General features: G+C 41.0%; 24 protein-coding genes and 2 tRNA genes. 7 read left to right on the top strand and 19 right to left on the bottom strand.

The genetic code is table 11. From position 1 onward, the window contains the following. The first annotated feature begins 320 nt into the window (after nucleotides 1-320). On the top strand, nucleotides 321-587 hold the full coding sequence (locus tag NMG88_RS06650) for a hypothetical protein (protein ID WP_026794358.1): 267 nt from the start codon (nucleotides 321-323) through the stop codon (nucleotides 585-587). A 6-nt stretch (nucleotides 588-593) separates the two neighbouring features. Here NMG88_RS06650 and NMG88_RS06645 read toward each other — a convergent pair whose 3' ends face one another. From NMG88_RS06645 to lepB, 3 genes are all read right to left on the bottom strand, one after another. After that, entirely contained in the window at nucleotides 594-1,373 is a 780-nt protein-coding gene (locus NMG88_RS06645) for a TrmH family RNA methyltransferase (protein ID WP_026797240.1), read from the bottom strand. A gap of 57 nt (nucleotides 1,374-1,430) precedes the next feature. Continuing rightward, a tRNA-Leu gene (locus NMG88_RS06640) sits at nucleotides 1,431-1,514 on the bottom strand. 110 nt (nucleotides 1,515-1,624) lie between these two features. Further along, nucleotides 1,625-2,227: a signal peptidase I gene (gene lepB / locus NMG88_RS06635; protein ID WP_042152877.1), complete on the bottom strand. Its 603-nt coding sequence runs from the start codon at nucleotides 2,225-2,227 to the stop codon at nucleotides 1,625-1,627. Between the two features lie 128 nt (nucleotides 2,228-2,355). Here lepB and NMG88_RS06630 point away from each other — a divergent pair, with 128 nt between their 5' ends. Further along, nucleotides 2,356-3,690: a dihydroorotase gene (locus tag NMG88_RS06630; RefSeq protein WP_042152875.1), complete on the top strand. Its 1,335-nt coding sequence runs from the start codon at nucleotides 2,356-2,358 to the stop codon at nucleotides 3,688-3,690. A 129-nt stretch (nucleotides 3,691-3,819) separates the two neighbouring features. Here NMG88_RS06630 and NMG88_RS06625 read toward each other — a convergent pair whose 3' ends face one another. From NMG88_RS06625 to NMG88_RS06610, 4 genes are all read right to left on the bottom strand, one after another. Beyond that, nucleotides 3,820-4,161 (bottom strand): carbon dioxide-concentrating mechanism protein CcmK, encoded by a 342-nt coding sequence (locus NMG88_RS06625; RefSeq protein ID WP_026789109.1) that lies wholly within the window; start codon nucleotides 4,159-4,161, stop codon nucleotides 3,820-3,822. Between the two features lie 71 nt (nucleotides 4,162-4,232). Beyond that, nucleotides 4,233-4,541: a BMC domain-containing protein gene (locus NMG88_RS06620; protein WP_042152872.1), complete on the bottom strand. Its 309-nt coding sequence runs from the start codon at nucleotides 4,539-4,541 to the stop codon at nucleotides 4,233-4,235. 77 nt (nucleotides 4,542-4,618) lie between these two features. Beyond that, nucleotides 4,619-6,409: an aspartate--tRNA ligase gene (gene aspS / locus NMG88_RS06615; RefSeq protein WP_227350302.1), complete on the bottom strand. Its 1,791-nt coding sequence runs from the start codon at nucleotides 6,407-6,409 to the stop codon at nucleotides 4,619-4,621. A gap of 176 nt (nucleotides 6,410-6,585) precedes the next feature. After that, the gene (locus tag NMG88_RS06610) at nucleotides 6,586-7,737 is read right to left on the bottom strand and encodes a sensor histidine kinase (RefSeq protein WP_227351467.1); all 1,152 of its coding nucleotides are present in this window, start codon (nucleotides 7,735-7,737) and stop codon (nucleotides 6,586-6,588) included. Between the two features lie 126 nt (nucleotides 7,738-7,863). Between NMG88_RS06610 and NMG88_RS06605 the strand changes: the two genes are divergently transcribed. Continuing rightward, nucleotides 7,864-8,583, top strand: a complete 720-nt coding sequence (locus NMG88_RS06605; RefSeq protein ID WP_026789114.1) for a response regulator — start codon at nucleotides 7,864-7,866, stop codon at nucleotides 8,581-8,583. A gap of 274 nt (nucleotides 8,584-8,857) precedes the next feature. Here NMG88_RS06605 and NMG88_RS06600 read toward each other — a convergent pair whose 3' ends face one another. Next, nucleotides 8,858-9,229 carry an Hpt domain-containing protein gene (locus NMG88_RS06600; RefSeq protein ID WP_214560665.1) on the bottom strand — a complete coding sequence of 124 codons (372 nt, stop codon included), beginning with the start codon at nucleotides 9,227-9,229 and terminating at the stop codon, nucleotides 8,858-8,860. 336 nt (nucleotides 9,230-9,565) lie between these two features. Then, nucleotides 9,566-9,889 (bottom strand): TMEM14 family protein, encoded by a 324-nt coding sequence (locus NMG88_RS06595; protein ID WP_042152863.1) that lies wholly within the window; start codon nucleotides 9,887-9,889, stop codon nucleotides 9,566-9,568. A 191-nt stretch (nucleotides 9,890-10,080) separates the two neighbouring features. On the opposite strand from NMG88_RS06595, the gene NMG88_RS06590 reads away from it, so the two are divergent. The 3 genes from NMG88_RS06590 (at nucleotide 10,081) to NMG88_RS06580 (ending at nucleotide 12,588) form a co-directional block, all read left to right on the top strand. Continuing rightward, complete coding sequence (locus NMG88_RS06590) at nucleotides 10,081-11,400, top strand: ATP-binding protein (protein WP_227366072.1); 1,320 nt, start codon at nucleotides 10,081-10,083, stop codon at nucleotides 11,398-11,400. A gap of 83 nt (nucleotides 11,401-11,483) precedes the next feature. Then, nucleotides 11,484-11,897: a tellurite resistance TerB family protein gene (locus tag NMG88_RS06585; protein WP_026794349.1), complete on the top strand. Its 414-nt coding sequence runs from the start codon at nucleotides 11,484-11,486 to the stop codon at nucleotides 11,895-11,897. Nucleotides 11,898-12,156: 259 nt separating this feature from the next. Further along, entirely contained in the window at nucleotides 12,157-12,588 is a 432-nt protein-coding gene (locus tag NMG88_RS06580) for an acyl-CoA thioesterase (protein WP_227350300.1), read from the top strand. A 54-nt stretch (nucleotides 12,589-12,642) separates the two neighbouring features. On the opposite strand, the gene NMG88_RS06575 is transcribed toward NMG88_RS06580, so the two are convergent. The 4 genes from NMG88_RS06575 to NMG88_RS06560 form a co-directional block, all read right to left on the bottom strand. After that, entirely contained in the window at nucleotides 12,643-13,026 is a 384-nt protein-coding gene (locus tag NMG88_RS06575; protein ID WP_026789120.1) for a phage holin family protein, read from the bottom strand. Between the two features lie 20 nt (nucleotides 13,027-13,046). Continuing rightward, a complete protein-coding gene (locus tag NMG88_RS06570) occupies nucleotides 13,047-13,868 on the bottom strand; it encodes a hypothetical protein (RefSeq protein ID WP_042152854.1) in 822 nt (273 codons plus the stop codon). A 117-nt stretch (nucleotides 13,869-13,985) separates the two neighbouring features. Further along, nucleotides 13,986-17,378, bottom strand: a complete 3,393-nt coding sequence (locus NMG88_RS06565) for a response regulator (protein ID WP_227366076.1) — start codon at nucleotides 17,376-17,378, stop codon at nucleotides 13,986-13,988. Nucleotides 17,379-17,840: 462 nt separating this feature from the next. Next, on the bottom strand, nucleotides 17,841-18,146 hold the full coding sequence (locus tag NMG88_RS06560) for a YkvA family protein (RefSeq protein ID WP_026789122.1): 306 nt from the start codon (nucleotides 18,144-18,146) through the stop codon (nucleotides 17,841-17,843). A 155-nt stretch (nucleotides 18,147-18,301) separates the two neighbouring features. Here NMG88_RS06560 and NMG88_RS06555 point away from each other — a divergent pair, with 155 nt between their 5' ends. Continuing rightward, entirely contained in the window at nucleotides 18,302-19,024 is a 723-nt protein-coding gene (locus NMG88_RS06555; RefSeq protein WP_235751194.1) for an N-acetyltransferase, read from the top strand. A 58-nt stretch (nucleotides 19,025-19,082) separates the two neighbouring features. Here NMG88_RS06555 and NMG88_RS06550 read toward each other — a convergent pair. From NMG88_RS06550 to glmM, 6 genes are all read right to left on the bottom strand, one after another. Beyond that, a tRNA-Val gene (locus NMG88_RS06550) sits at nucleotides 19,083-19,156 on the bottom strand. 267 nt (nucleotides 19,157-19,423) lie between these two features. After that, nucleotides 19,424-20,596, bottom strand: coding sequence for a hormogonium polysaccharide biosynthesis glycosyltransferase HpsO (gene hpsO / locus NMG88_RS06545; protein ID WP_042152851.1), 1,173 nt, complete (start codon nucleotides 20,594-20,596; stop codon nucleotides 19,424-19,426). A gap of 93 nt (nucleotides 20,597-20,689) precedes the next feature. Beyond that, nucleotides 20,690-21,676, bottom strand: a complete 987-nt coding sequence (gene hpsN, locus NMG88_RS06540; protein WP_042152850.1) for a hormogonium polysaccharide biosynthesis glycosyltransferase HpsN — start codon at nucleotides 21,674-21,676, stop codon at nucleotides 20,690-20,692. 96 nt (nucleotides 21,677-21,772) lie between these two features. Continuing rightward, nucleotides 21,773-23,389, bottom strand: a complete 1,617-nt coding sequence (gene hpsL / locus NMG88_RS06535; protein WP_254035237.1) for a hormogonium polysaccharide biosynthesis protein HpsL — start codon at nucleotides 23,387-23,389, stop codon at nucleotides 21,773-21,775. 38 nt (nucleotides 23,390-23,427) lie between these two features. Next, nucleotides 23,428-24,495, bottom strand: a complete 1,068-nt coding sequence (locus tag NMG88_RS06530) for a 2OG-Fe(II) oxygenase (RefSeq protein WP_254035236.1) — start codon at nucleotides 24,493-24,495, stop codon at nucleotides 23,428-23,430. Between the two features lie 275 nt (nucleotides 24,496-24,770). After that, nucleotides 24,771-26,246, bottom strand: a complete 1,476-nt coding sequence (glmM, locus tag NMG88_RS06525) for a phosphoglucosamine mutase (RefSeq protein ID WP_254035235.1) — start codon at nucleotides 26,244-26,246, stop codon at nucleotides 24,771-24,773. Between the last annotated feature and the right edge of the window lie 207 nt (nucleotides 26,247-26,453).

The raw sequence follows: 26,453 nt of genomic DNA, 5'->3' as shown, positions 1-26,453 counted from the left end.
AATTGAATATCACAAATCCAGGTTCAGGTTCAGATTAATATTCTAATCCAACACACGGACTGAAAAAGCCCAATTGTTAAGAAATCGAGGATTTTTCCCTCCACCGATGCCCCCCAATTGTATATCAGGTCTATTTGAATCGACACCAAAACAAATTTGCCCTGATAAACGTGCTAGGTTAGTTTTAGGCAATAAGCTTGTTTATACCTTTTTTCCTCGCCTTGCTGTTCCCCGACCGTTTTATCTTTCGGAATCTGAGTTAATCGGGTTGTTTTTTGTAGCAAGCAGCAAAGATTCACCGTTTCAGGAGTCACCCCGTCATGAATCAAAAACCCCAGGATCTTCGTCGTAGTGCCGCCGAAAAATTTATTGAGTCTTTTGATCAAGAATTATTGCGTGCATTTCAAGAGTCGGAGGCAGTGACTCCTAACCCTCGGCCCGCACCGCCAGAACAAACTGTTTCTGTTCCTTCTCCCCCCAAAGTCCGCGAAGCCATTAGCCTATCGGATTTGGAGGCTGCGATCTCTGATATTGAACAATATCTACACGATCAAAACATTTCAACTTCAGACAACCCCCAAGAATAACTTTCCCTAAATAGCTTGGCGTTGGCGTTGGGCTTCATAGAGCATAAGGGCGACAGAAATCCCCACATTCAGAGATTCTACCCCTCGCTGTAATGGAATTTGAACCTGATGGTCTGCTAGGGCTTGAATATCGGGAGAAAGTCCAACCCCTTCATTCCCAAATACCAGCAGGGTCGGCCGGGTCAAATCCAATTGCCAATAGGACATCGAAGCCTGGGGGACTGTCGCTACAATTTGTAATCCCTGTTGCTGACAATGGCTGATATCCCTGGCTAAGTTAGGGCTAACGGTTTTATTTAAACCAAACCAAGCCCCCGCAGAAGCCCTTAATACTTTCGGGTGGTCTAAATCTACACTATCGGCACTCAACCATAACCCCTCTACCCCCGTGGCTGCTGCTGTCCGAATAATAGTTCCTAAGTTACCCGGGTCTTGCAGGGTTTCTAAAGCAATCCCTAAACCCTCAAGGGTCTGGGGTTTAGAAGGAATTCGAGGTGCGAGGGCGATCACGCCATCGGGATGAACAGTTGTGGCCATCGCCTCCAATACTTCTGGACTCACCCATTCACATCGGGGGGTATCTTGGCTTAAACGTTCAAGGAGCGGTTGATGACGCCCTTGCCAGAAGGAGGTATAACACACCGTGGTGAGGGGATAGCCTACCTCACAGGCGGCTTCTACTAAGTGGGTTCCTTCGAGTAAAAATAACTGGTGTTCTTTGCGTCCCTTGGCTTGATGCAGCTTGCGAATTTGCTTCACCAATGGATTTTGCAGACTCGTTAACATAAGACCTGATGGCTAAACAACAACAGGGGCGCGAAAATCACACCCCTAACCGTTCAATGCGGAACCCGGGACTTGAACCCGGAAGTCTTTGCAAACACTAGAACCTGAATCTAGCGCGTCTACCAATTCCGCCAGTTCCGCTTTTTTACTTAATTGCACAGTTATTAATCCTGTCATAGTTTTTGAAATTTGTCAATCCCCCAGAATCGACAAATTTCAGGCAACACTGGGGAAAAGGCTGAAAATTGTGCCTATTGCCGTTCATTTAGGGGATAATCAGGATCACCGAGTCCACCCACCCGGTCAGGGGGCCAAAACCGCACCGTTGCCCGACCAATAATATTTTCCCGGGGGACAAAACCCCAATAGTGGCTATCGTAACTATTATTGCGGTTATCTCCCAAAACTAAATACTGTCCTTCGGGAACAGTCCCCGGCCCCCAGTTATATTCGGGTCGTTCGGCAATATACTTTTCTGGGAGAGGTTGACCATTAATAAGTACAGAGCCGTTTTTCACCTCCACCGTTTCACCAGGTAAACCAATAATTCGTTTGATGAAGGCGTCCTTATATTGTTTTTTTAGTTCATCTGTGGGGTTAAAGACCACGACATCACCCCGATGGGGGTTAACCAACTTATAGCCGACCTTATCAATAATTAATCGATCATTAATTTCTAAAGTCGGTAACATTGACCCAGAGGGAATATAACGAGCTTCTGCAACGAATGTCCGAATCACCAAGGCTAAGGAAGTACTCAAACTGACGGTTTTCAGGATTTCTACCCAGGGGTTTTCTTGCTGTTGAGGGGAAGATTTAAAGGGATCTGGTTCTTGATTGGGTAGGCTACTCATAATCGGTGGTCACAGAACAAAAAACTATATTTATTATATCAAATTTGTCTACAATTGGGCGGTGATAGTTGCCTCCGGCGACAAATTCGTGGTTAAATAGTTTTATAGCAGATTAGATCAAGGTAATTATGTTTGACTTTTACAGTGTATTGATTAATCAAGCTCGGATTTTGTTGCCAAATGGTGATTTTTTACTCGGAGATGTTGCTATTGTTGATGGGAAAATCCTTGAGATAGCTCCAGAAATTGATCATCATGCCATAGGGGAAGATGATTGGGAAATTATTGATGCAGAAGGGTTGACTTTATTGCCCGGTGTGATTGATCCCCAGGTACATTTTAGAGAACCGGGTTTAGAATATAAAGAAGATTTATATACGGCCAGTTGTGCCTGTGCCAAAGGGGGAGTGACTTCGTTTTTAGAAATGCCCAATACTCGCCCCTTAACTACAACTCAAGCCCTCTTAGATGATAAATTAAGACGGGCTGCGGAAAAATGTATTGTTAATTATGGTTTTTTTATTGGGGCGACGGCGGAGAATTTACCCGATTTATTAGAAGCTAATCCTACCCCTGGAATTAAGATATTTATGGGGTCGATGCACGGAGATTTATTAATTGATCAAGAAGAAATATTAGAGAGTATTTTTGCAAAGGGCGATCGCTTAATTGCAGTTCACGCGGAAAATCAAGCCCGAATTAATCAACGCCGTCAGGAATTTGCTGGAATTACTGATCCGGCAATTCATTCTACAATTCAAGATAATCAAGCAGCATTAGAAGCCAGTCAACTCGCCTTAAAACTTGCTAAAAAATATCAACGACGGTTACATATTCTGCATCTATCAACGGGGGAAGAAGCGGAATTATTACGTCAAGAAAAACCAGAATGGGTGACAGCAGAAGTCACGCCTCAGCATTTGTTATTAAATATAACAGATTATGCTAAAATTGGCACTTTAGCCCAGATGAATCCCCCCTTGCGATCGCCTCAAGATAATCAAATATTATGGCAAGCGTTATTAGATGGAGTGATTGATTTTATTGCTACCGATCACGCCCCCCATACCTTAGAAGAAAAGGCAAAAGGCTATCCAAATACGCCATCTGGAATGCCCGGAGTTGAGACTTCTTTACCCGTAATGTTAACACAAGCGATCGCCGGAAAATGCACCGTTCAACAAGTTTCTAATTGGATGTCTACCGCCGTGGCAAAAGCCTATAAAATTCCCAATAAAGGTAAAATAGAAGTGGGTTATGATGCAGATTTAGTGTTAGTAGATTTAAACAATTATCGTCCGGTTTTGCGGGAAGAAGTGTTAAGTAAATGTGGTTGGAGTCCCTTTGAAGGTTGGGAGTTAACCGGATGGCCAGAATATACGATTGTTGGGGGAAAAGTCGTTTATGGAAATGGAAAAGTTAATCCAGAGGTTCGAGGTCAGGCGTTAAGGTTTGATGGGTAACTTGGGGAATATAAGAAATTCTAATCTGAATAGCTTAATCCCCCTTTTATTTAGGGAATTTGAGGGAAGTGACAGCCTGGCAACCGATAAATCAAGGTTGTCCCTTCCCGCTAGAAAAAAGGGTAAATATTAATATCTGGGCAAAGTAAACCCTTCCGCCGCCGCCCGATATTCCTCAACATCCTCATTAAAATCAATCGGTAAAACAGCAACAACATTTTCATGGGGACGGGGAATAATCACCCAAGTTTCTAATGCCGCACCATAGGCTTTATCAACGGCTGCAATTCCGGCATCCATCGCGGTTTTAACTTCGGAAACATCCCCTCGAATCATAATCGTAAACCGTGCACTTCCTGCCCGAATATAGCCCACCAAAGTCACCCGACCCGCTTTAACCATTGCATCGGCGGCGGCTAAAACCCCCGGAAATCCCTTCGTTTCTAAAGCTCCAACTGCTTGTTCTGCCATTAAATTTCTCCCAAATTAACTAGACTTTAAAAGTGTTGCAATTGAATATTTTTCGCAAAATAGAAATTATATTAAGTGCGAAAACGTTCACTCAGTTCTGTGTAACCAATAGACATAACATCTACAATGTTCTCAGGGGGGTTGGGAACAACATAGTAAGTAATTAGTGAACAGCCAAACGTCTTTTCGGCTGCTTCAACACCAGCTTTTACAGCAGGAACCACCTCCGATGTTGGGCCACGAACTGCCACTATAAATTCACCCCGTTCTGCTAAATCATAGTAAACAAGGGTAACTCGCGCAGCTTTGACCATCGCATCTGCTGCGGCTAAAACCCCTGGAAAACCCAGGGTTTGTATGACACCCACTGCCTCTGGCATTGAAGTCTCCTAGTAAAAACGGAACCGATCAATATCATTGTACGACTCAATGACACTTTCAAGACCCTCCGACTGTTTTATTTGTCAGTTTTGGGTTTGTAAGTTGAAGTAACTTGGAGTTCCTTTAACTGTTTTTGATCAACACTTGAAGGGGCATTAGTTAATAGACAGCCCGCTTGTTGGGTCTTGGGAAATGCAATCACATCTCGAATAGATTCCTCTCCAGATAATAACATAACCAATCGATCCAAACCGTAGGCAATACCACCATGGGGAGGAGTTCCATATTCAAAAGCTTCTAATAAAAAGCCGAATTTGCTGTAGGCTTCCTCCAGGGTTAATCCAATAGTTGAAAATACCTGTTCTTGAATTTCCCGTTTATAAATCCTTAGACTACCACCGCCTATTTCATAGCCATTTAAAACTATATCGTAGGCCTGCGCCCGGGCTTGGGATAAATCATTAATATCATTGGGATAGGGAGCCGTAAAGGGGTGATGTAGGGCTTCTAAACGTTTTTCTTCGTCATTCCATTCAAACATGGGAAACTCAACAATCCACAATAAATTAATTTTACTCGGATCAATTAGTTCTAATTCTTTCCCAATAAATAGACGTAAACGGTCTAAGGTTTTATTAACTGTGGCAATATCCCCCGCCCCAAATAATAGTAAATCTCCGGCTTTAGCATTAGTGCGGGTTAATATTTCCTGTTTTTGTTCGGCGGTTAGGTTATCTTTAATCGCGCCAATGGTATCAATACCATCCTCCCGTACTCGAATAAATGCTAACCCTTTAGCCCCCGCTTCACAGGCTTCTTTAAACAGATCGCCACCGGGTTTAATTCGCATATTAGAAATCGCATCATTTCCTCCCGGAATTGGTAAAATTTTAACAATTCCTCCCGATGCTACCGACCCTGAAAATACCTTAAATCCACAGTTTTTAACAATATCAGAAACATCCACTAACTCTAAACCAAAGCGAGTATCGGGTTTATCACTCCCATAACGATCTAGGGCTTCTTTATAGGTTAAACGGGGGAAAGGAAGGGGAATTTCTATACCTTTAACGGTTTTAAAAATATGAGCAACTAAGGCTTCATTTAACGCCAGAATTCCTTCCTGGGTCATAAAGCTCATTTCCATATCTAATTGGGTAAATTCCGGTTGGCGATCGGCGCGTAAATCTTCATCTCGGAAACATCTTGCGATTTGATAATATCGATCAAATCCTGATACCATTAATAATTGTTTGAACAGTTGGGGCGATTGGGGTAAAGCAAACCATTCCCCAGGATTGACTCGACTCGGAACTAAATAATCCCGCGCTCCTTCAGGAGTTGAACGGGTAAGAATTGGGGTTTCAACTTCGATAAAATGCTCTTGATCTTCTAAAAACCGCCGCATGGCTTTGACCACTTCATGACGCAGGTGTAAATTGCGAGTCATGCGTTCCCGACGTAAATCTAAATAGCGATATTTGAGGCGTAAATCTTCCCGAACTGTTTCGGTTTCTGATGCGGAAATTTGAAAGGGTAATTGTTTTCCGAGTCCGTTGAGTAGTTCGATTTGATCGGCGTAAATTTCGATTTCCCCGGTGGCTAATTTGGGGTTGAGGGACTCGGGGGGACGTTGGGAGACTCGCCCGGTGATTTTAACTACATATTCATTTCGCAGACCTTCGGCGGCCTTGTAGGAGTCGGCGGTTCGTTCTGGGTCGCTGACAATTTGAACAATACCCGTGCGATCGCGTAAATCTAAAAATATTACACCCCCATGATCGCGACGCCTATCAACCCATCCGCAGAGGGTGAGAGTTTCGCCAAGATGGGTGGATCGGAGATTGCCGCAGTAGTGGGTTCGCATGACTCTTAATGAAAGTTAAACTAAGGTTTAAATTAGGGCAACTTATCAGTATAAGTCAATGAGACATCACTCGTCAGGGAACACCGGAACAGGGAACACCGGAATAGGGAATTGGGAATTGGGAATAGGGAATTGGGAATAGGGAATTGGGAATCAGTTTGGTGTAAGTTAAAATATCAACTGCCGAATTCGGGGTTGATGGGTAAACAAATTCTAAATAGACTTCCCTGACCGATTTGGGATTCCATTTGAATCATGCCTTTGTGGGCTTCTACAATTAGTGAAATTAGGTGTAATCCTAATCCACTACCGGAACGTTTATTATTGCCTTGACGGAATCGTTCAAAGATGAGAACTTGATCTTCGGGAGCTATACCAATTCCGCTATCTTCAACTTCCAAAACCATGACTTTTTGAGGTTGATTGCTAATATTAAGTTGCATTTCTGTTAGATACAGACGAATTTTGACACTCCCCCGATCGGTAAATTTAATCGCATTTCCGACTAAATTAGTGACAACCCGCCGAATTTCTAAGGGGTCGCCAATAATAACTGAAGTCTGGGTTAGACAATCCTGGGAAGGGGTAAATTCTAGGGATAATTCTTTATTTTGAATCAGGGGGCTGAGTTCTGCAATTACTTCTTGGACTAATTGACCTATATCAAAATAGGAGAAGGTTAAGGTTTTTCGACCCGCTTCATACCGATAAACCTCCAGTAAGGTATTAACCATTTGCAGAAGGTTTTGGTTACTTTTAATCATGGATGCGATCGCTTCTCCCATCGTAGAAGAAATTTCCCCTAGGGCACCTTGTTGGAATAAATGTAACATTCGATCGGCTGCTACCAAAGGCGTCCGCAGATCATGGGTCAGGCGGGAAACGAAGTCTTCCCGTTGTCGAGACATCGCTTTCTGTTGATCAATGCTATGTTTAAGTCTCAGGAGCGAGCGTACCCGGGCGAGTAATTCATCAACCTCAACGGGTTTGCGAATGAAGTCATCCGCCCCGGCATCTAATCCCTCAACCACACTAGAATGATCATGGGCAGTAATTAATAAAATGGGGATAAAGGGAAGATCGAGATTTTTGCGAATCCGTCGAGTGACTTCATAGCCATCAATTCCCGGCATCATTACATCTAATAATATTAAATCAGGAGGCTCGGTTTTAATCAAAGCTAAGGCAGAAATGCCATCGGGTTTACAGATAACTTCGTATCCTTCTTCGGCTAAAATAGCTTCCACTAAAAATAGGTTATCGGGGGAATCATCAACGGCTAAAATTCGATCAATGGATTTTGCAGGGGGGGTAATAGAACGGGGCATAATTTTGAAAATTTTTTCTGAAATAAACATTATGATGAGGTTAATATCAGCCTTGAATTTGGGATTAATTTTAACAACGAATTAGCGAATAATAAAGAACTTTACAACAATTAGGAGAATTATGTCATGACTAAAATCAATATTGTTCTAGTAGAGGATCATGATTTAACCCGGGTGGGGTTGAGAACGGCGTTACAACAGGACAGTAATATCAAGATTGTTGGGGAGGCGGCTAATGGGAAAAAGGGTTTGGAAATTCTCAAACAAACCCAGCCCGATATTGCGATTATTGATATTGGTTTACCTGATATGGATGGTATTGAATTAACCCAAAAATTTAAGCAACATATTGCCAGCAGTGGGGCGCGGGAAACCAAAGTTCTGATCCTGACTATGCACGATAATGAGGATGCGGTTATGGGAGCTTTTGCGGCGGGTGCAGATTCCTATAGTGTTAAGGATGTGAGTCTTGATAAACTCAAGGATGCGATTCATACTACCTATGAAGGAAATGCTTGGATTGATCCTGTAATTGCTCGTACAGTTCTCAAGCAAGCGAAGAATAAACAACCGGATATTCCGACACCCGGTGATCAGAAAACCGTGATGATTAATGCGGTAGAACCTGAGTATCAAGAATTTTTAAAATCTTGCCCTTTAACAGAAAGGGAATTAGAGGTTTTAGAATTAATTGTGGCTGGACGGAGTAATGCTGAAATTGCCGAAAAACTTTATATTACGGTAGGAACGGTTAAGACCCATGTTCGCAGTATTCTGAATAAGCTCTGTGCTGATGATCGTACTCAGGCTGCGGTTCGGGCTTTGCGTTCCGGTTGGATTGATTAGGGTTTTTTGGGGTTAATTTGAGTTATAGCAGGGAACAGGGAACACCCCCCTCAAACCCCCCGTGCACGGGGGGCTAGGGGGGGAGGGAACACCGGAACAGGAAACAGGGGGGAAAATACTTAACTGTCTGGGTTCTAAGATCCGTCTGGTGTCCTAACTGCCTTGGCGGTTGCTATATATCGCAATCGCTGCCTTCGAGACTGAGGTTGTACATTTTATCGTAGGGTTTGGGTCTCCCAACCATCTTTGCTCCTGGGTTGGGAGACTTTTTTAATTAAATAGTTGATTCAGATAAAATTCCTTCTTGTACAAAAAGCTGAACTCGAATTAAGCACTGTTCTAGTTTTTCGACTAACTCCATTGCTCCTTCTAAATTTTCTGCTTCGGCGAGATCTTCAAGTTGTTTAGCAATTTCTGGGATCATTAATATTGCTGCGGTTGCACTTGATCCTCTTAAAGCATGAGCTTGTTCTTTAATACTGATGAAATCCCCATTGATAATCCCTTGGCGCAAGCTCTGAATTCGGATTTCGGCTTGTTTGAGGAACAGGTATAGCAATTTTTGTTGAAGTGGGAAGTTTCCTTTGAGTAAACGATTTAGACGTTCTAAATTCACTGGAAGAATTGGAATGCTTAAGATATTCATAATTTATCTTTCAAACTCCGCAAAAGTAATATCCCAGTGCTTATAGGTTAACCGTACTAAGACATTTTGTCTATCATGTAGCAATTCCTGAATATATTGTAATATTTTATTATTTTAATATACTATAGAAAGCAAAGAGGGTTTGGAGACCAAACCCCTACGGAATTTTTTCACAAATCATTTAGGATTGCTATATGGCAATCTCTATCAGACTTTTAATGATTTAAAATATTGGTAAAATTGCTAAAAGCTCATTGAATATTGCCTTGTGATAGTTCGCATTCAGAGAAAATTAAAAAGTATATTTTCCCTGAATGATTAGCAAATAAAATTTGATTATAAAACCATTTGTAGTTGATATCCCATCATTGTAACAGCTACAAATCCGGCAACAATCATTAATCCAGATGGCATGAATTTACGGGTTTTGAGTAAACGAGAAATAAAAGTAATTATCAGAAAAACCGATAGCACAATGGAAAATATTAATCCCCAGCTTACGCCTTGGATTTGGATAATACCGCCCAAAATTAGCAAAATTCCAGTGGAACAACCCGCAAATAGAGAGATTTTACTTTTGGCTTTAGTATAACCCACAATACCACCGATAAAAGCCAATAAACCGTAAGCGATCGCCGCAATTACTCCAAAATCAATCATAACCCATGCCCAAAAAACAATTACAAAGTTTGTTTATACAACTTCTGGGAATCTATTGATTAACAATTCTTCTAAATTGTATCAAAAATTAAAATTTGACGTTATAAAAGTTTATGGTATTATTGACTCAATCTTTGCTATAATGCAAAGTGAATCATTAATTACTATGTGTTACTTTTTAATCCTATTTTATGTCTTCTCTGAATAGCCCTATTATTTCACAGGTTAGGTTCCTACAGCGTCAGGTTGCCACTTTACTACTGTATCAAGATATTTTTGATCATGAAATTGGCCAAGCATTTCTATATCTTTTAGAAACATTTCATCATAATGAATCGAGTATTTTAAATTGTTTAAAAGCCTATGGAACTTGGTTTCAAGTCCAAGCCAAATATCAACAAAGTTGGCAGGAACATCTAATCAATCAAATTTTAAGGGCGGATAATCCCTTTACCCAACAGGCCCAACAAACTACTTTTGATCAATTACCTCCGGTATTAATTGAAGCGGCAAAACAAGATTTAAAAATCCTCCAAAGTCTCTATCAATATAATGGGGGAAAAATCAGCCATTGGTTAAGAACCGTCGCCCAGTTATCGGAAAACCCCATAATTTGGCAGCCGCAACCGCAACCGTTAGAAAAAATCCAAGAATCACCCTTACGCAATCAATTAAAAACCCTAGAAAATTGGTCGGAAGCAGTAGAAAATTTAGTAAATCATTATCATCAATTTGGAACTGGTTTATTTGCCCAAGCCGATGCTTTTCGTTGGCAGAATGGCAAGTTACTGACTATTAATCACCCAGATCCGGTAGATTTAAGCCAGTTAATCGGATATGAAAATCAACGGGATCTTTTATTAAAAAATACAGAAATATTATTAGCCGGATATCCAGCTTTAAATGTTTTATTATATGGCAGTCGGGGGTCGGGTAAATCCTCCTTAATTAAATCGTTATTACATGAATATAGCGATCGCGGTTTACGTTTAATTGAAGTGGCAAAATCCGATTTAAAAGACTTACCATTAGTGGTGGAACAATTACGAGGGGTGCCGCAGAAATTTATTATTTTTGTCGATGATTTATCCTTTGAAGAAGATGACGATGCTTTTAAAGCCTTGAAAGTTGTATTAGAAGGAAACCTAACCGCCCGTCCACAAAATGTGATTGTTTATGCTACTTCTAACCGTCGTCATTTAATTCGAGAATATTTTGAAGATCGACCTTCCCCGAAAGATCAAGATGAGGTTCATGTTTGGGATACGGTACAGGAAAAATTATCCTTTAGCGATCGCTTTGGTTTAACCTTAACCTTTCCACCTGCTGACCAGAATACCTATTTGAATATGGTACGACATTTAGCCAGTCAAGGGGGAATTAAAATCAGTCCCGAAGATTTGCAGTTTCGCGCCTTACAATGGGCGACTCGTCATAATGGACGTTCGGGACGAACTGCGCGGCAATTTGTTGACTTTTTGACGGCGGAATTGGCGGTTTTTGGAAAATAAATTGGAAAAAAACCGCAGATAGTGTAATCATAAACGTGGGAAAAATCTACGATAACGCGAAATCACCTCAGGAGGTTTTCACAATGTCAAGCGCGATTCAATTCAACTCTGCGGAAGCGTTTGCAGCGATCGCATTAATTGCGGTAGCTGCTGATGGTTATATTACTGGAAGTGAATCCCAAGCTATTACCACAACCTTCTCTCGAATGCAGCTTTTTAGTGATTATTCCGGGGAAAAAATGCGAGGAATGATTGATCAACTCCTAAATCAATTACAAGCACAAGGAGCGGATATATTATTAAAAGAGGCGGTGAAAAAATTGCCCCATGAACTCAGAGAAACTGCCTTTGCTGTGGTTACTGATATTACTTTAGCCGATGGAGTTATTACCGAAGAAGAAGAAGCCTTATTAGATAAGCTGTTTAATGTTTTAGAGATTTCTGAACCGATGGCTAATAACATTATTGATGTGATGTTAATCAAAAATAAAGGATAATAGAAGCTGATCACGGATTTAAGAGGATTTCACGGATTTCACGGATTTAATCTGTGTTAATCTGTGTTAATCTGCGTAATCCTTTTAAATCCGTGATCGGTAATAGACTAATAAGTACCTAAACAAAATTAATTACACATCCTCCACCCTGTTCCCTCCCCCCCTAGCCCCCCGTGCACGGGGGGCTAGGGGGAGCTGTTCCGATGTTCCCTCTCTCAACTAGGTAATTTATTTTGTGTAACTACTTAACTAATAACTGATGACTGATTTGGGATACATTTATAAGCGAATTATTCGTTTTCAAGATACGGATGCTGCGGGGGTGGTTTATTTTGCTAATATTTTAGCTATGGGTCATGAAGCCTATGAAGCATCTCTAAATCAGGCAGAAGTTAATCTTAAAAGTTTTTTTGTTAATCCTGATTTTGCGATTCCAATTGTTCATGCGAGTGTTGATTTTCGGTTTCCCTTATTCTGTGGAGATCAAGTTTTGATTGAGCTAAATCCTGAAATAATTAATGAAAATTCTTTCAAAATTCAATATAAAATTAGATTAGATAACTCTGATCAATTAATTGCTGAAGCGATAACAAAACATATTTGTATTAATCCTAAAACTCGTCAACGCCAACCTTTACCTCACGCAATTATTCACTGGTTAGAAAAATACAAAGAGGGTTGGATCTCTTAACCCCTACGGTAGAGACGTTGCAGGCAACGTCTCTACTGATTAATCAGTAATCTTTTATGGGTTTAAAGACTTCTGAGAATTAAAGAATTGGGGATATTTTTCTACAAAATAGCCATTGAGAAAAGCATTCACGGCGGATAAAATTACAGGGCCTAAAATAAAAGCTAATAAACCCTGTACTTGAAATCCAGGAATAAAAACCGAAGCTAACCAGAAACAAAAACCATTCACAATGAATGAAAAACCACCTAAACTTAAAATATTTAGGGGAATGGATAATGTTGATAAAATCGGTTTAATAAAAGCATTGACTCCACCAATAGCCGCCGCCGCAATTAAAGCTGCTAAAAAAGTAGATAAATTTACCCCAGGTACAACTAAATCAACCACTAATAAACTTAGGGCTGTTGCTACCAACGTTAATAATGATGCGATCATAAATTTTGCCTCAGATTGTTTTAAAGGGTATCTTTGTTGATATCAGATGAATCCTCTTTTTTTTCATCAGGTTGGGACTGATTATTAGTAAAGGTTTCAGAAATTGACTTCCACAGATCGTTTAAACGCTGTTTAATTTCTTTTTCTTTTTGAGCGATCGCCGTTCCCGATTCTCCTAATTTAGTTTCAAAATCTTTGCGTTTATGATCAATTTTTTCGGTATGAATTTCGGGTTCATCTTTGGCTTTTTCATACCAAGATTGTGCTTCTTCTAAATAATCTTTAACCTCCTGATAACGTTGTCCATAACGTCCAACTAAGTTAGCATTCACGATTGCCAATTGCGCTTTAAGTTGGGCGTAACGTTTCTGCATTAACGTAGATTCTTCGCTATTTTTAATGGTTGTAATCGCGGATTCAATCGCCGTTTTAACCTGATCTGATTTATTAGTTCCAACTTCTTGAATATCGCTTAAAGCCAAATTAATATTATTTTGTAACTCCTGTTCGTGTTGGTCAATTCGAGCTTGAAGTTGTTTCACTTCCGCTTGAGTTTTAGCAATTGACTCCTGTTTTGCTTGACTAATACCATCAATTACTCCTTCAATAGAAGCGGTCACATTTTCTTGAACTTCCTCGCCTTTTCCTTTGACGGTTTCTAAAACGGTTCCTACAACCTGTTTAACTAAATCTCGAATTTCTTGAGAACCGCCTTTAAATTCTGAACCAACTTCTGAGATGGAAGATTTAACAATTTCCCGAATTCGTTCAGCGCGTAATTTACCTTCAGATTGGGCTTTTTCTAAATCCGAGGCGAGTTTATTTTGAGTGGGTTCTGACATGGCTATATCCTCAATAATAGGCTCCAGTTCCCCTCTATGATAAACAAATTTTTCCGATTGTGTAAGTAAAGATTTCTACACTCTGGATAATAGTCATTTGATTCTAACAGATATTGATCAAATTGCGGAGTTGCGAATGCGATGGGTTAAAGTGGCAACACAAGCGACTAATTCATCAGCCACAATGGGTTTAGCTAAGTGGATTTGAAATCTGGTGTCCCTAGTGAGAGAGGCGTTGGTTTCTTCTGGATTTGTGGTTAATCCGATCACGGGAATTGATGATGTGTTTCTGACCTCATCTCTAAATATATAAACCTCCATGTCCGGCATCGCTATATCTGAGACTAAGACATCGGGGGAAAACTCTTGAATCATCAAGAGTGCTTCCTGAGCGGAGCTTGCCATTTTTACTTGGGCTCCGGCCTGGGTTAAGATCGATCCAATTAGAGTCCGAGTCTCGGCTTGATCATCAATGGCTAAAACTCGCAAGCCAGTTAAATTAATGGAGTTGATCTCTGGATTTTGAGGTTGTACAGAAGTGCCATGGCACGTCTCTACAGATTTCATTAAGGGTAACTGCACCGAAAACGCAGCCCCTAAATTTTCGCCTAAACTGTTGGCGCTGACTGTTCCTCCATGTAATTCCGTTAGGTGTCGGACAATGGCGAGTCCCAGTCCCAAACCCCCAAATTTGCGGGTATTTGTGCCATCCTGTTGACGAAAATAGTCAAAGACATAGGGTAAAAACTGAGGATTAATACCAATTCCGGTGTCTTTGACCTGAATTTGGACGTGATCTTCCCCAGATTTTAAATAAATCTCGACAATGCCTCCGGGGGTAGTAAATTTAATTCCATTAGATAATAGATTCCAGATAATCTGTTGCAGTCGGGTTTCATCCCCCAAAACATAGATTAAAAGAGAGGAGAAACCAGAATTTTGAGCGATTTCAAATCTGACTTGAATGCCTTTGGCTTCAGCAGCTAATTTAAAAGTTTCTATTACCGAGGTGATGATTGTAATTAAATTGACGGGTTGTTTATGTAAGACCATGTTTCCTCGCAACATTCGAGAAATATCTAATAAATCCTCAATCAGTTGGGTTTGGAGTTTAGCATTCCGTTCGATGGTTTCTAAGGCTTGGGCTGTGCCTTGGGAATCGAATTTACGAGTTTGTAGGAGTTTTGTCCAACCCAAAATCGGATTCAAGGGCGATCGCAATTCATGGGATAAAACCGTGAGAAACTCATCCTTAATCCGGTTGGTCATTTCGGCTTGCTCCCGGGCGGCCTGTTCCCTGATTAAGAGTTGTTCTCGTTCCTGTTCGACTCGTTTGCGATCGCTGACATCCAAAAACGCCCCAATTACCCCCCGAATCTCCCCTGCTTCATCTCGCAACGGTACGGCCCGACCATAAATATAACGAACTTCCCCATTTTCAAAAACAAACTCAAATTCCGATTCAATATTTTCTCCCGTCCGTCCCGCTTGCTGCATGGGCAAATCTTCTGGAGGAATATCTTGGCCCTGGCGTTGAATCTTGAATTCAAAGGGATAGGAGCCATCCTCGGGGGTCGCCGTCACCAACGATCCCGAGGCTAACTGCACCAATTCATGGGCTGCCCAGTTCGCCGTCATCTGGTGGCATTGGGGGTCATGGGCAATCCAGACCGCGGCTGGAACGGTTTCCATAAAAGTTTTCAACTCCTCAGTCCTTGCCCTTGCCTGGGCTTCACTTTGGCGCAGGGCTAACTCTATGCGTTTGTAGTCGGAAATATCAACAGCCGCACAAGTAATCCCGATAATTTCATGGTTAGGATTGTGTAGGGGTTCAATGGTTAAATCAAAACAGTATTGCTGTCCGTCGGCGAAAATAGGAACTTCCTCCCGCGTCCCGATCCCGGTTTCCAGCACCCGGCGTTTGAGTTGAGTCAGTCGAGCGACTCCCGCCTCGGGGAACAACTCAAAATCCGTGTTATCGATAATCTCCTGATCGGATTGGTTGAGGGTGGGATTATGAACCCAGGTGTAGCGGAGGGTTTGATCCTGATTAAATAAGGTAATTGGCGCACTTTTCAGGGCAACCCGTAATCGTTCTTCGCTTTTGAGTAAAGTTATTTCTGCCTGTTTGCGTTTGGTAATATCTCGCCAATAAATGGCTAAACCCTTTTCATAGGGGTAGACATGAACTTCATACCAGAGGTTGTCTTGAGCCAAACAGGTTTCAAAATTATCAGCCACCTGAGTTTGGATTACCTGACGCAGTTTCTCCTCACCTTCAAAGCCCATTAAATGAGAATAAATATCCCAAAAATTACCCCCTAACAATTCCTCTCGGGTTTTACCAGAGAGCCGTTCCGATGCTCCATTCACATAAGTTAATCGCCACTGATGGTCTAAGGACAAAAAGCCATCGGTAATGCTTTCGAGAATATCAGTCACCCGGGCTTTGGTGTTGATTAATTCCTGTTCTCGAATTGTGGCTTCTTGGCGGAGTTGGGTCATTTCCAAAATCGACTGGACACGAGCCAGGAGTTCCCGGGCAGAAAAGGGTTTAATCAGATAGTCATCGGCTTTCGCTTCTAGGCCTTCAATCCTGGCATTTTCCTCCGCCCGGGCTGAGAGCAGAATAATTGGAATCCTTTGGGTATCAGGATCGTGGCGCAGAATTTGTAGCAGTTCCAAGCCGTTCAATTCCGGCATAATCACATCGGTAATCACTAAATCGGGTTTTTGTTCCCGAATGCTCTCTAATGCGGCTAACCCACTATTCACCGATTTTATCTGATATTTTTGACTCAGTAAACGCTGAATATAATTGCACAGATCCGGATTATCATCCACTAACAATATCTGGGGAAGGGGTAATTGGGGGGGGGGCATCTGCTGAACCTGAACCACAACATTGGTTTCCGCAGACCAACTCTTGACTTCATCTAAATAGGTTGCCGTGGTGATTCCGGTATCTTGTACTTCTAATTCAATACCATTTGTGACCCAGCGCAAAGAAAGTATAATTTCACTTTTAAATGTAAATTTAAGAGCATTAGAAAAAAGATTCATTACTATTTTTTCCCACACTTCTCGATCTATATAAATAGGTTCGGGTAGGGGCGGACAGTCTATAATCAAATGTATTCCCGCCCGTTCGATGCTCGAACGAAACATACTAACCAGTTCAATTGTTAAAGTGGCTAAATCCGTAGGTTCATAGACCGCTTGAATTCGTTCTGCTTCAATACTGGAAAAATCAACGAGGGTATTAACCAGTTTGAGTAATCGTAAACTATTGCGTTTGGCGATTGTTAACTGTTCCCGTTGAGAGAAGTTAAGACAGTCTTCACCCTGGAGAATTTCTTCAACTGAACCCAGAATTAAGGTCAATGGGGTGCGAAATTCATGACTAATACTGCTTAAAAACGCCGTTTTTACTTGGTTGAGTTCCCCTAGGAATTCTGCCCTTTGCCTTTCGGCTTCGTAGGTTTGAGCATTCGAGAGGTTAGTGTTCACAGGTTCGGCCCCATTTTGCTCGGTGATTCAGAAAAATATTGGATCGGAAGATCTTGACTAATTTGATGTCATTATTGCCTAATCTAATTTTATCCTAATGGAAAAGGTTCAGTTTGGCTATTTTGCCCTCGATTAAGATTGTAGAAATACACACCCAATTCTAAAGCCAGTTGGACTGGGAATAAATTCAAGCAATAGGGAGTTTAATCGGTTAATTGTACTACTGCTTGTTGATCTTTAACATTGATAAAATAATGTAAAAATCATGAATCATTAGATGCAATTTACCAGATATTGTGTTAACCTTAGCATCTACCTAAAGATAGACTTATTTTTTTATCTAAAATTTATAAAGATCAAAAACTGATAAAAAATGCAGTAGAGATCATCAATTATCTATCTCTACTGCATTTTTAGATTTATATTATAATCAGGAAATCCGATCAGTGATTGCAACCCTATTTAGCTAACGGAAACATCCACAACGGTTTGATTATGACCCATTGCATCAACTGGATTCACCTCGGTCGCCTTCTGGGTTTGTTTGCGACGGTTTAACCCTTCAACCAGTAATTGAGATACTTCGGTAACTAAAATTGTAGCAATAATCCCATCATCTAACCATCCGACAATCGGTAGAAAGTCAGGAGAAATATCCAGGGGACTCACCAAGTAAATTAAACTTCCTAAAATTACAACCCAACGATATTTTGTATTCCGTAGCGTCACACGATACCAATTATAAAAAGATTGAATCAGATTTTTCATTTTACAGTCCTAATATTGCCTACCTGTATCTAAGATGACAAATTCTATGGGGATTGAGAAGTGTAGAAAACCCTGTATGGTTGTAGGGATGTTCCACCCCTGCTGTTTCCGTAATCCTTGGACGTTCAACTGTTCTATTATATTACATCTGTAGTATGTTGTCAAGAGGTGTGCGGATTTATGGTAGGGTTCAGTTAAGTAAACTAGAAACCGGGTTTCTGTATAAATATCCTATGTACCCAACTAATTCTCAAATTGAATTTAAGCCAATTCAGCATCTTGATCACCCTGATTTTGAAAGCGCGATCGCACTTTATGAACAAACATTCCCATCTCCAGGACAAATTCCGATACCTTGGATACAGGAAGGAGTTTTAACTCAAAAAACTCAACTCTGGTTAGGTTATTTTCAACAAGAATTAGCTTTAATATCAATTTTATATCCCCTGCCTGATTCCAATTTTATCTTATTAGCTTATTTAGCAACAGTCCCCCATTTGAGAAATATTAAAATCGGTTCTCAATTTTTAAATTATCTGATAGATTTAGTTAAAAAAGAGTCAAAAACCTTAGTCTTAGAAGTTGAACATCCTGATTTTGGAGATAATCGAGAATTAAAGCAGCGTAGAATTGCTTTTTATAAACGGTTGGGTGCAAAAGAATTACAAGATATTATTTATATTTTTCCTGCTTTAGATGGAACTAAAACTACAGAAATGATCTTGATGATTATTGATAATAGTAATTCAGAAAATATCCAAAAAAAGGTTATTCAAAAGTTAGTTAGAGAGTTATATATAGAAGTTTATCATCTGCATCCCGATCAACCTATTTTTAATTGGATTGAGGATATTCAGGATAATATTGCTTTGATATAATTTGATACTTGACAGAAAGAATCCATACTGTGCAGGAATCCGAGGAGTTTTAAATTAATGGACACAAGTGGACTCGAACCACCGACCCCCACGATGTCAACGTGGTGCTCTAACCAACTGAGCTATGCGTCCGACAATTTATTAATGTAGCACAACCACCCAGATCATGCAAGCTTTTTCCAGATCTTTTTTTCTGCGTGGGTAACCAGGAGAGCAGATGGGTTTTAGCTGGTCGTTTATATGAAATCCCTAAATGTAGCTACATATTGCTCTAGGGGACAGGCAAGAGTATGTTATGAGCAGGTTACAAGATTTAGTATTGTCCAACACCTTAATTGGTAGCGGTATACAAATTCCCTGTAGTGATAAAAGAGGGATATACTATGGATCATTGCCTAATCATTGATCAAGTAATTGTTGATAAAAGATTAGCAATTCTTGAGCAAGTGCCTTATTTGTATAGTGGGTCATGGCTCTTTGATAACCTTTTTCTCCTAACTGTTTTGCTAATTCTGGATTTGTCATTAACTGTTTTAAACTGTTTTGTAAGCCTTGATCATTTCCTTCTGGAAATATTAATCCGGTATCTGCAATAACATGGGGAATTTCACCGGAGTCGGAGCCAATGACGGGAACTTGACAGGCCATGGCTTCGATTAAAACATGACCAAATTGTTCTTTCCATCCGGCGGCGGTTAAGGTTTTAAATTTGTAGGTGGTTTCGGATGGTAAAACTAGGGTATTCATCAGGTTAATATAGCGTTGTACTTGATCATGGGGAACACTTTCGATTAATATTAATCTATCTTTAAATTCAAATTTTTCGGCTATTTCTAGGAGTTGCGATCGCAATTCTCCCCGACCTAATAATACCCATTTCCAAGGATATTCTTTTAATCCTGCTAAGGCTTTGGCTAAAGTTATTAATCCTTTTTCCTCAACAAAACGCCCCACAAATCCAACGACAAATTCATCGGGTTTAATCCCTAATTCGGCTTTTAGTTCCGGTTGAGGTTCGGGTTTAAATAACTGTTCATCAATGCCTAATTGGGGCATGACTTCAATCGGTTTATTATATCCTTTTTGGTGTAAAATATCTTTGCCATCTTGATTTCCAACTACAATTCCATCAGTATATTTCAGGTTATATCCTTCTAGGAGAGAAACGGGAAATTTCAAATCATAAGGCAAATTCCACCAAGTAAAAAAGATGTTTTTTGCTTTTAAACCCAAAAGATGATTTAAGGTGATAAATTGACTATAGGTTAGGGCTTTAGAACCCTGTTCCACTTGAATAATATCGGGTTTAAAGGTTTTTAGGAGAGATACTAAATCTAAACCAAAGGTAAGTAAACCTTGATTATTTTGACTAAAATTAGAAATAGGAACTACTTTAAAATTTCCTTCATCTAAATATTCAGATTCAATAATTTTATTCTGAACTCCTCCGGGTCGCCAACGTTTGGGAACAACTATTGTTACTTCTATATTGGGTTGTAAACGGGCTAATGCTCTAAATTTTTCCCGATTTAAGTCCACAATATAGGTATGGCTGGCTACTAAAATTCTCATAGGTTTTTTCTATTTTTAATGTTTTTACTGTTGTTGGGCTTTAGCCCCTCTTAGAAGATTTGCGCTTAAGCGCAACAACGGTGCAACAACGGGTTAAGGGTCTTTTTGGGTGTAGATTTGTCCTTGATCCCAGAGGGAGGTGATCCAGGTTCCTAGGGCTTTAATTAAGCCTAATTTATAGAAGAATAAACGACTAATAATTTTGAGGGGAGAACCACTTTTATTGCAGGGAGGATGTCCTAAAACGTGGCAATCAAATAGTTTAGCAAAAAAGTGGAAACATTGACCCGGAGTTAGGTTTTTTAACCCCATAAAGAAGTGATTATGGTAGAAGGTAATCTGATATTGTACAGAACGGGTACTCATATCATGACAGCCTCCGGCTTCTTCTCCTAGATGAATTAAATGGGCTTCTGGATCATACCAAATAATATAACCTGTTTGTCTTATTCTTAAACAAAAATCCGATTCTTCTCGAACTGCACTACCTTTAAATCGTTCATCAAAGGTTAAACCAAATTGTTCAAAAATTTCTCGTCGGAAGGACATATTACATCCTCTGGCGGAAATAACTTGTTGGGGTTTAATCGTATGAACTAAATCAAGATGATACCAAGCAATACCAGGATCTTGAGCTTCGGGAGGTAAGTTTTTAATGGTTAATCCTCCGCCAGAATCGCTTAATTTCATCCGATCAAAAACTCGTCCCGCAACGGCTCCAATTTTCTCTGGTGCGGAGGTTTCTCCGGGGATATAATTGCGAGCATGAGCCATTAAAAATCCTTCTGGGAGTTGCACATCATCATCAATAAATAATAGAATATCTCCTTGAGAACGTCGAACAGCATAATTTCTGGCACCTGGTAAACTTGCCCATTCTAAATGATACCATTTAATTTTTCCGGCTTGGGTTAATTGTTCTAAATAGGCTTGGGTTTCGGGTTCATGGGTTTGGGTTTGATCGACGACTAAAATCTCAAAATTTGGATAGGTTTGTTGTAATACTTCTGCTAAGGTTTCCCGTAATACTTGTTCACGGTTATAGGTGGGAATAATCACAGAAATTAAAGGTAAATTCATAAGTTTTTTTCCTCATATCAGGTTTGAATTATTGATTTGATAGTTTGTCTAAAAAAATTGATCTAAATGCCCCCACCTAATTATTAACAGGATCATTTAGATATCTGGATCTAGTTCACCTGCTTCGATCAGTTTTTTTCGTTCTTCCCGATCAATTTCGGGTAGTTTAAAGAGTACCCCGGCAAAATACCAATAATAAACCGTGACTGGATCAACATCTAGGGGGTAATAATAGGTATTGTAGCTAATGATTAACACAAAAACCCAAAAACTAGCGCCAAAACTGCGTAAATTTTTATCTTTAACGGAACGATAGGATTTAAACCCAATCACGACCATGGTAGTAACTAAATAGAGAAAACCTGCGACTCCAATTAGCCCAATTTCAAAAATCATTTTGGGATAGTAGGTTTCAATTAAAGCGGTTTTCCCAAAAATCCGAGCGGCATTGGTAGCTCGTCCGAGTCCTTTTCCTAAAATCCCTTTTTGCCCTCCGCTACTTTGTCCAAACTGTTCTGAGATGAAGTCTGTGGGGGGGGAAGCATTCCAACGGCCGACAAAACTATCGACTCGTTCTTGTAAAAATGCTGGGCTGGCCGCCGCCGCAATTCCTAATATTAAACCGAGTCCGGCGAGGATGGGAAGAAATCGTTTTAAGTTGGCAACTTGTCCGGTTAAAACTAATAGAATAATTGTGACTACTGGAACCAATGCTAAGGCAATTCGTTGACCGGAAATTACGGCATTAATAAATACCATAGCCATGCCCACTAAACCCGTAATTCGCCAGAGGGGAGAAGGGTCACTAAAGGCACTTGCAAAGGTAAAAAAGGCATTGGCAATTAAAAACCAAGCCCATTGCCAAGGTGCGACAAAGGTTCCGGGTAAACGAATCATATTTTGTGACGGGCTAAAGACTAAAGACCCGCCCACTAAACATTTAGCATCCAGAGTGGCTTTGAATAAATCATCTCCGGTGAGGTGATCGGTTCCCTGACAGCGACCACTGGCTAAAAATTGATATTGCATCATTCCCAAAAAACAACAAATAATCGCTAAAACTAGGGTTAAACGAGTTAAAAATAATAGTTCTTTTTTGCCTTTAATTTGATAGTAGGCACAGGTAATTAAGGGCAGGTATCCAATAAATGATTTTAACCCCATTAGTCCGAGTAAAATCGGTTTGTCGCCACCTTCGGGTTTTAGTTGTTGTAATCCATTTACTAACAATAAAGTTAAACCACAAATGGCGAGAAGTACCATCAAAGGTTGCTTTAATGCTTTGGGAACAATCATCGGCATTCGCTTGCTTTTCCATTCCTTATATTTGGCAAATAAGGCGGGAAAATAAAAGCCATCTTTAGCTAGTTGAAATATGGGGCTACCTCCACCAATCCAGTAGGTGACTGTGCCACTAAATGGTAAATAAATTAAAAACCCCCATAATGCCATGTCAGGGTAAAGATAGGATAGGCCTACAATTAAAATTCCTCCTCCCCCGGCGATCGCTAATTTCGGGCCAGCAATAACAAATAAAATCCCCCCAATAACAGCAGCAGCAGTAATAATTCCTGACGATGAAGATATAACTTTCTTAATCGCTTTTGACCGTTGCTTTTGCCGAAGTTTAATCTCTGTTTTACTTAAAGTCGGTTTTTTGGATTTCGACTTTTTTTTGAGTTTTTTCGGTTTTTTTTTGGCTTTTGTAACCATTTTAATCAGGAATAGGAGTCGGCAGAGGAGGAAAAAAGTTAACCCAGAAATTGCAGATTCATTTCCCGAATTTTCGCAGCCGCATCATCATATAAAAACGGTAGATAAGCATACCTGAGTCCCTGAGTTACGGGGGTCGCTTCATGCAGCAAGGAACAGGAAAAGACCACGGCTCCCCCCGCAGGGGCAGTATAGGTCTGACGGCCAAACTCTGGAAATCGCAGTAGCCCCCCCTGATACTGTCCCGTATTCAGATTCAGGGATACAGCAAACTTTCGATGGACAGTACCCTTGGTGGTATTGTCGCGATGGGGGCGGAAAAATCCTCCACTCTTGCCATCATAGCAAGCTACAATATGTCGCTCAATGCGGGTAGCTTTGAATTGAAAGGCTTTATGAATTTCTGGCACTAACCGATCATGAATGCGGATTATGGCGGCTTGTTGCAATCTTTCATCAAAGATATTTTGGTCGCGGCGACGTTTGAAGGTGGGGTCTTGAATCCCAATGGTACGTCCTTCTACTTCTCGCATAAATCCCGATTCATCCCCCCCATGAAGATTATAGTAAGCAATTAACTCTTGACAGAATTCCGGCTCGAAGACCCGGGGAACCACTAGAATCGGGGCTTGGACTGAGGCGGGTTGAGGGGGGGGAATTTCAGGAAGTCGGGAGAGAATTGCCATCAAAATCGCTAGATGATTTTCTGGTTGAGACCCAAAGGGAATCACGGCAAAAACCCGGAGACGTTCATCAATAATGTAGGTATATTGGCGATAGCGATCGCCTTCAATCACACCAAACTTTTCACTAATATTAAGATCGAAATCCCAAAAAAAACGAATCCCCGGAATCTGTTCCTTGAGTCGGGATGTTTGTTGATCATCTGGGTCAATACTCACCCCAAAAAAACAACAGAATTCATCATTAAAAACAGTTCGATAGGTAGCTAAATCCTCCAGTACCCGACGACCGGCGGGATCTCTAGCCGACTTGATAAAAGACAGGAACACATAGCGTCCTGCAACAGATTGAAAATGATATTTAGGATTGGTGGTAGACTCGGCGGTAAACCAAGGTGCAGGTTCCCCTACGGATATAGGCATTTTGCTACTCCTGGCGATCAACTTTAACTTGGTACGACCAAGATGCTATTTTGTCTGTTCCTTCTGCAAAGCTAAATTGGGCGATATCAGCCCCGGTATGAAGAAGAAATGCCGACGCTGATCGCCTATCCTAATTCCGATTGGGAACCTACCCGATGGGTTTGTAAACAATTATTAAAGGGTTAACTCGGTGAACCTCTAAATCATCTGTTGGATCATCCTCAAACCCTTGTAGGGCAAGTGTGTTTCCTGGCCCGGATAGATTGTTCACCCGCTTAACAGGTGAGATATTGCCGAACTACTAATACTAACTTTTCGGCCCAATGGTTAGCTAAATCAGCACCTTCAGCTTCTACCATTACCCGAATTAAAGGTTCTGTTCCCGACGCCCTAACTAAAATTCGACCCCGATCTCCCATGGCTTTTTCTGCGGTTTCAATAGCTTTAACAATAGGTTCACAGTGTTTCCAATTGCGCCGTTTATGAACGTCCTCAACCCGGATATTTTTTAACAGTTGGGGATAGGTTTGAAAACTATTATTAACTAATTCCGCTAGAGACTGACCGGAACTTTTAACTAATGTGGCCAAATGTAATGCCGTCATTAACCCATCCCCACTAATTCCATAATGGTGACAGAGAATATGTCCCGACTGTTCACCCCCTAACATCGCCCCCGTCCGTTTCATTTCCGCGTGAACGTGCTGGTCGCCTACGGGAGTCCGAATCATTTTACCCCCGAACTGTTTCCAAGCCCGTTCAAAACCCAGATTGGCCATTACCGTTGAAATAATTAAATTTTCCGGTAATTGTCCGGCTTTGCTGAGGGTTTGGCCCCAAAAATATAGAATATAATCCCCGTCCACCGTCCGACCTTGGCCATCGACGGCCAAAACCCGATCCGCATCCCCATCAAAGGCAAATCCGAGATCGGCATTGTGTTCTAAAACCGTCTGTTGTAGGGCTTGTAGATGGGTAGAACCACAATTTACATTGATTTGATGGCCATTGGGTTGATCATGGAGACAAATCACCTCCGCCCCCATTTCTGTAAATACTTGGGCTGCTAAGGGAACTGCCGCCCCCCATGCTAAATCTAAAACCACCCGCATCCCTTGTAAATTCGTGACTGGGAGTAATGGCCTATGCAGAGATTGGGCATAATTTCTAATCAGTTCTGGCCGATAATAGTGTTGGCCACAGTCGCCATAAACAATCGGAAAATCGGAATTTCCTCTAATTCCCGCCTCTATTTGCCCTTGTAAAGCGGTGGATAATTTTGTACCATCTTTTCCAAAAAACTTGATTCCGTTGTCTTCCGGGGGGTTATGGCTGGCGGAAATCATCACTCCACCAATAGCCTCGGAGGTTAGGGTTAAATAGGAAACTCCAGGGGTGGGACAGACCCCAATATGCCAAACTTCCAACCCCGCAGCAATTAATCCGGCGGAGAGGGCCATGGCTAACATATTGCCGGAGGTGCGGGTATCTTGGCCTAATATTACTGGGCCGGGATGGTGGGCTTGCTGTCGGAGAACTTGGCCCGCCCAGAACCCGACTTGTAAAGCTAGGGGCGCATTTAGGAGTCCTCCCACCCGTCCTCGGATACCATCGGTTCCAAATAGTGGGGTAGTGGGGAGTTCCCCAACTTGATCAATAAAGCCGAAATGGGATATGGTTCGAGGTTGGGCGGTGTTAGCTTCTTTTTGCGGGGAACTAAAGTTCTGAGTCCGAGCGGGTGTTGCGACCATAAAATTCACTCCTCTTAATATATATTCACACACTCAATGTGGAGCATAGCACGTCAGGAACATAGGTCAAATATCTTAACCAAGGTGATGTAAATTACGAGGGTGAAAATTGACTGATTTTATATTATCCGTTCTCGGTCTATTTTTTTAAGTTTAAATCAATTATGGAAAATCAATCCCTTGACAGGATGGCCCCAAAACAAGATA

The organism is Planktothrix agardhii (genome assembly GCF_904830935.1).
Lineage (GTDB): Bacteria > Cyanobacteriota > Cyanobacteriia > Cyanobacteriales > Microcoleaceae > Planktothrix > Planktothrix agardhii.
This window is presented reverse-complemented; position numbering and strand designations above follow the sequence as displayed.

What these genes read in the sequence shown, in the direction of transcription:
- NMG88_RS06650 (WP_026794358.1), top strand. Translation starts at nt 321, where the DNA reads ATGAATCAAAAACCCCAGGATCTTCGTCGTAGTGCCGCCGAAAAATTT.
- NMG88_RS06645 (WP_026797240.1), bottom strand. Translation starts at nt 1,373, where the DNA reads ATGTTAACGAGTCTGCAAAATCCATTGGTGAAGCAAATTCGCAAGCTG.
- lepB (WP_042152877.1), bottom strand. Translation starts at nt 2,227, where the DNA reads ATGAGTAGCCTACCCAATCAAGAACCAGATCCCTTTAAATCTTCCCCT.
- NMG88_RS06630 (WP_042152875.1), top strand. Translation starts at nt 2,356, where the DNA reads ATGTTTGACTTTTACAGTGTATTGATTAATCAAGCTCGGATTTTGTTG.
- NMG88_RS06625 (WP_026789109.1), bottom strand. Translation starts at nt 4,161, where the DNA reads ATGGCAGAACAAGCAGTTGGAGCTTTAGAAACGAAGGGATTTCCGGGG.
- NMG88_RS06620 (WP_042152872.1), bottom strand. Translation starts at nt 4,541, where the DNA reads ATGCCAGAGGCAGTGGGTGTCATACAAACCCTGGGTTTTCCAGGGGTT.
- aspS (WP_227350302.1), bottom strand. Translation starts at nt 6,409, where the DNA reads ATGCGAACCCACTACTGCGGCAATCTCCGATCCACCCATCTTGGCGAA.
- NMG88_RS06610 (WP_227351467.1), bottom strand. Translation starts at nt 7,737, where the DNA reads ATGCCCCGTTCTATTACCCCCCCTGCAAAATCCATTGATCGAATTTTA.
- NMG88_RS06605 (WP_026789114.1), top strand. Translation starts at nt 7,864, where the DNA reads ATGACTAAAATCAATATTGTTCTAGTAGAGGATCATGATTTAACCCGG.
- NMG88_RS06600 (WP_214560665.1), bottom strand. Translation starts at nt 9,229, where the DNA reads ATGAATATCTTAAGCATTCCAATTCTTCCAGTGAATTTAGAACGTCTA.
- NMG88_RS06595 (WP_042152863.1), bottom strand. Translation starts at nt 9,889, where the DNA reads ATGATTGATTTTGGAGTAATTGCGGCGATCGCTTACGGTTTATTGGCT.
- NMG88_RS06590 (WP_227366072.1), top strand. Translation starts at nt 10,081, where the DNA reads ATGTCTTCTCTGAATAGCCCTATTATTTCACAGGTTAGGTTCCTACAG.
- NMG88_RS06585 (WP_026794349.1), top strand. Translation starts at nt 11,484, where the DNA reads ATGTCAAGCGCGATTCAATTCAACTCTGCGGAAGCGTTTGCAGCGATC.
- NMG88_RS06580 (WP_227350300.1), top strand. Translation starts at nt 12,157, where the DNA reads ATGACTGATTTGGGATACATTTATAAGCGAATTATTCGTTTTCAAGAT.
- NMG88_RS06575 (WP_026789120.1), bottom strand. Translation starts at nt 13,026, where the DNA reads ATGATCGCATCATTATTAACGTTGGTAGCAACAGCCCTAAGTTTATTA.
- NMG88_RS06570 (WP_042152854.1), bottom strand. Translation starts at nt 13,868, where the DNA reads ATGTCAGAACCCACTCAAAATAAACTCGCCTCGGATTTAGAAAAAGCC.
- NMG88_RS06560 (WP_026789122.1), bottom strand. Translation starts at nt 18,146, where the DNA reads ATGAAAAATCTGATTCAATCTTTTTATAATTGGTATCGTGTGACGCTA.
- NMG88_RS06555 (WP_235751194.1), top strand. Translation starts at nt 18,302, where the DNA reads ATGTTGTCAAGAGGTGTGCGGATTTATGGTAGGGTTCAGTTAAGTAAA.
- hpsO (WP_042152851.1), bottom strand. Translation starts at nt 20,596, where the DNA reads ATGAGAATTTTAGTAGCCAGCCATACCTATATTGTGGACTTAAATCGG.
- hpsN (WP_042152850.1), bottom strand. Translation starts at nt 21,676, where the DNA reads ATGAATTTACCTTTAATTTCTGTGATTATTCCCACCTATAACCGTGAA.
- hpsL (WP_254035237.1), bottom strand. Translation starts at nt 23,389, where the DNA reads ATGGTTACAAAAGCCAAAAAAAAACCGAAAAAACTCAAAAAAAAGTCG.
- NMG88_RS06530 (WP_254035236.1), bottom strand. Translation starts at nt 24,495, where the DNA reads ATGCCTATATCCGTAGGGGAACCTGCACCTTGGTTTACCGCCGAGTCT.
- glmM (WP_254035235.1), bottom strand. Translation starts at nt 26,246, where the DNA reads ATGGTCGCAACACCCGCTCGGACTCAGAACTTTAGTTCCCCGCAAAAA.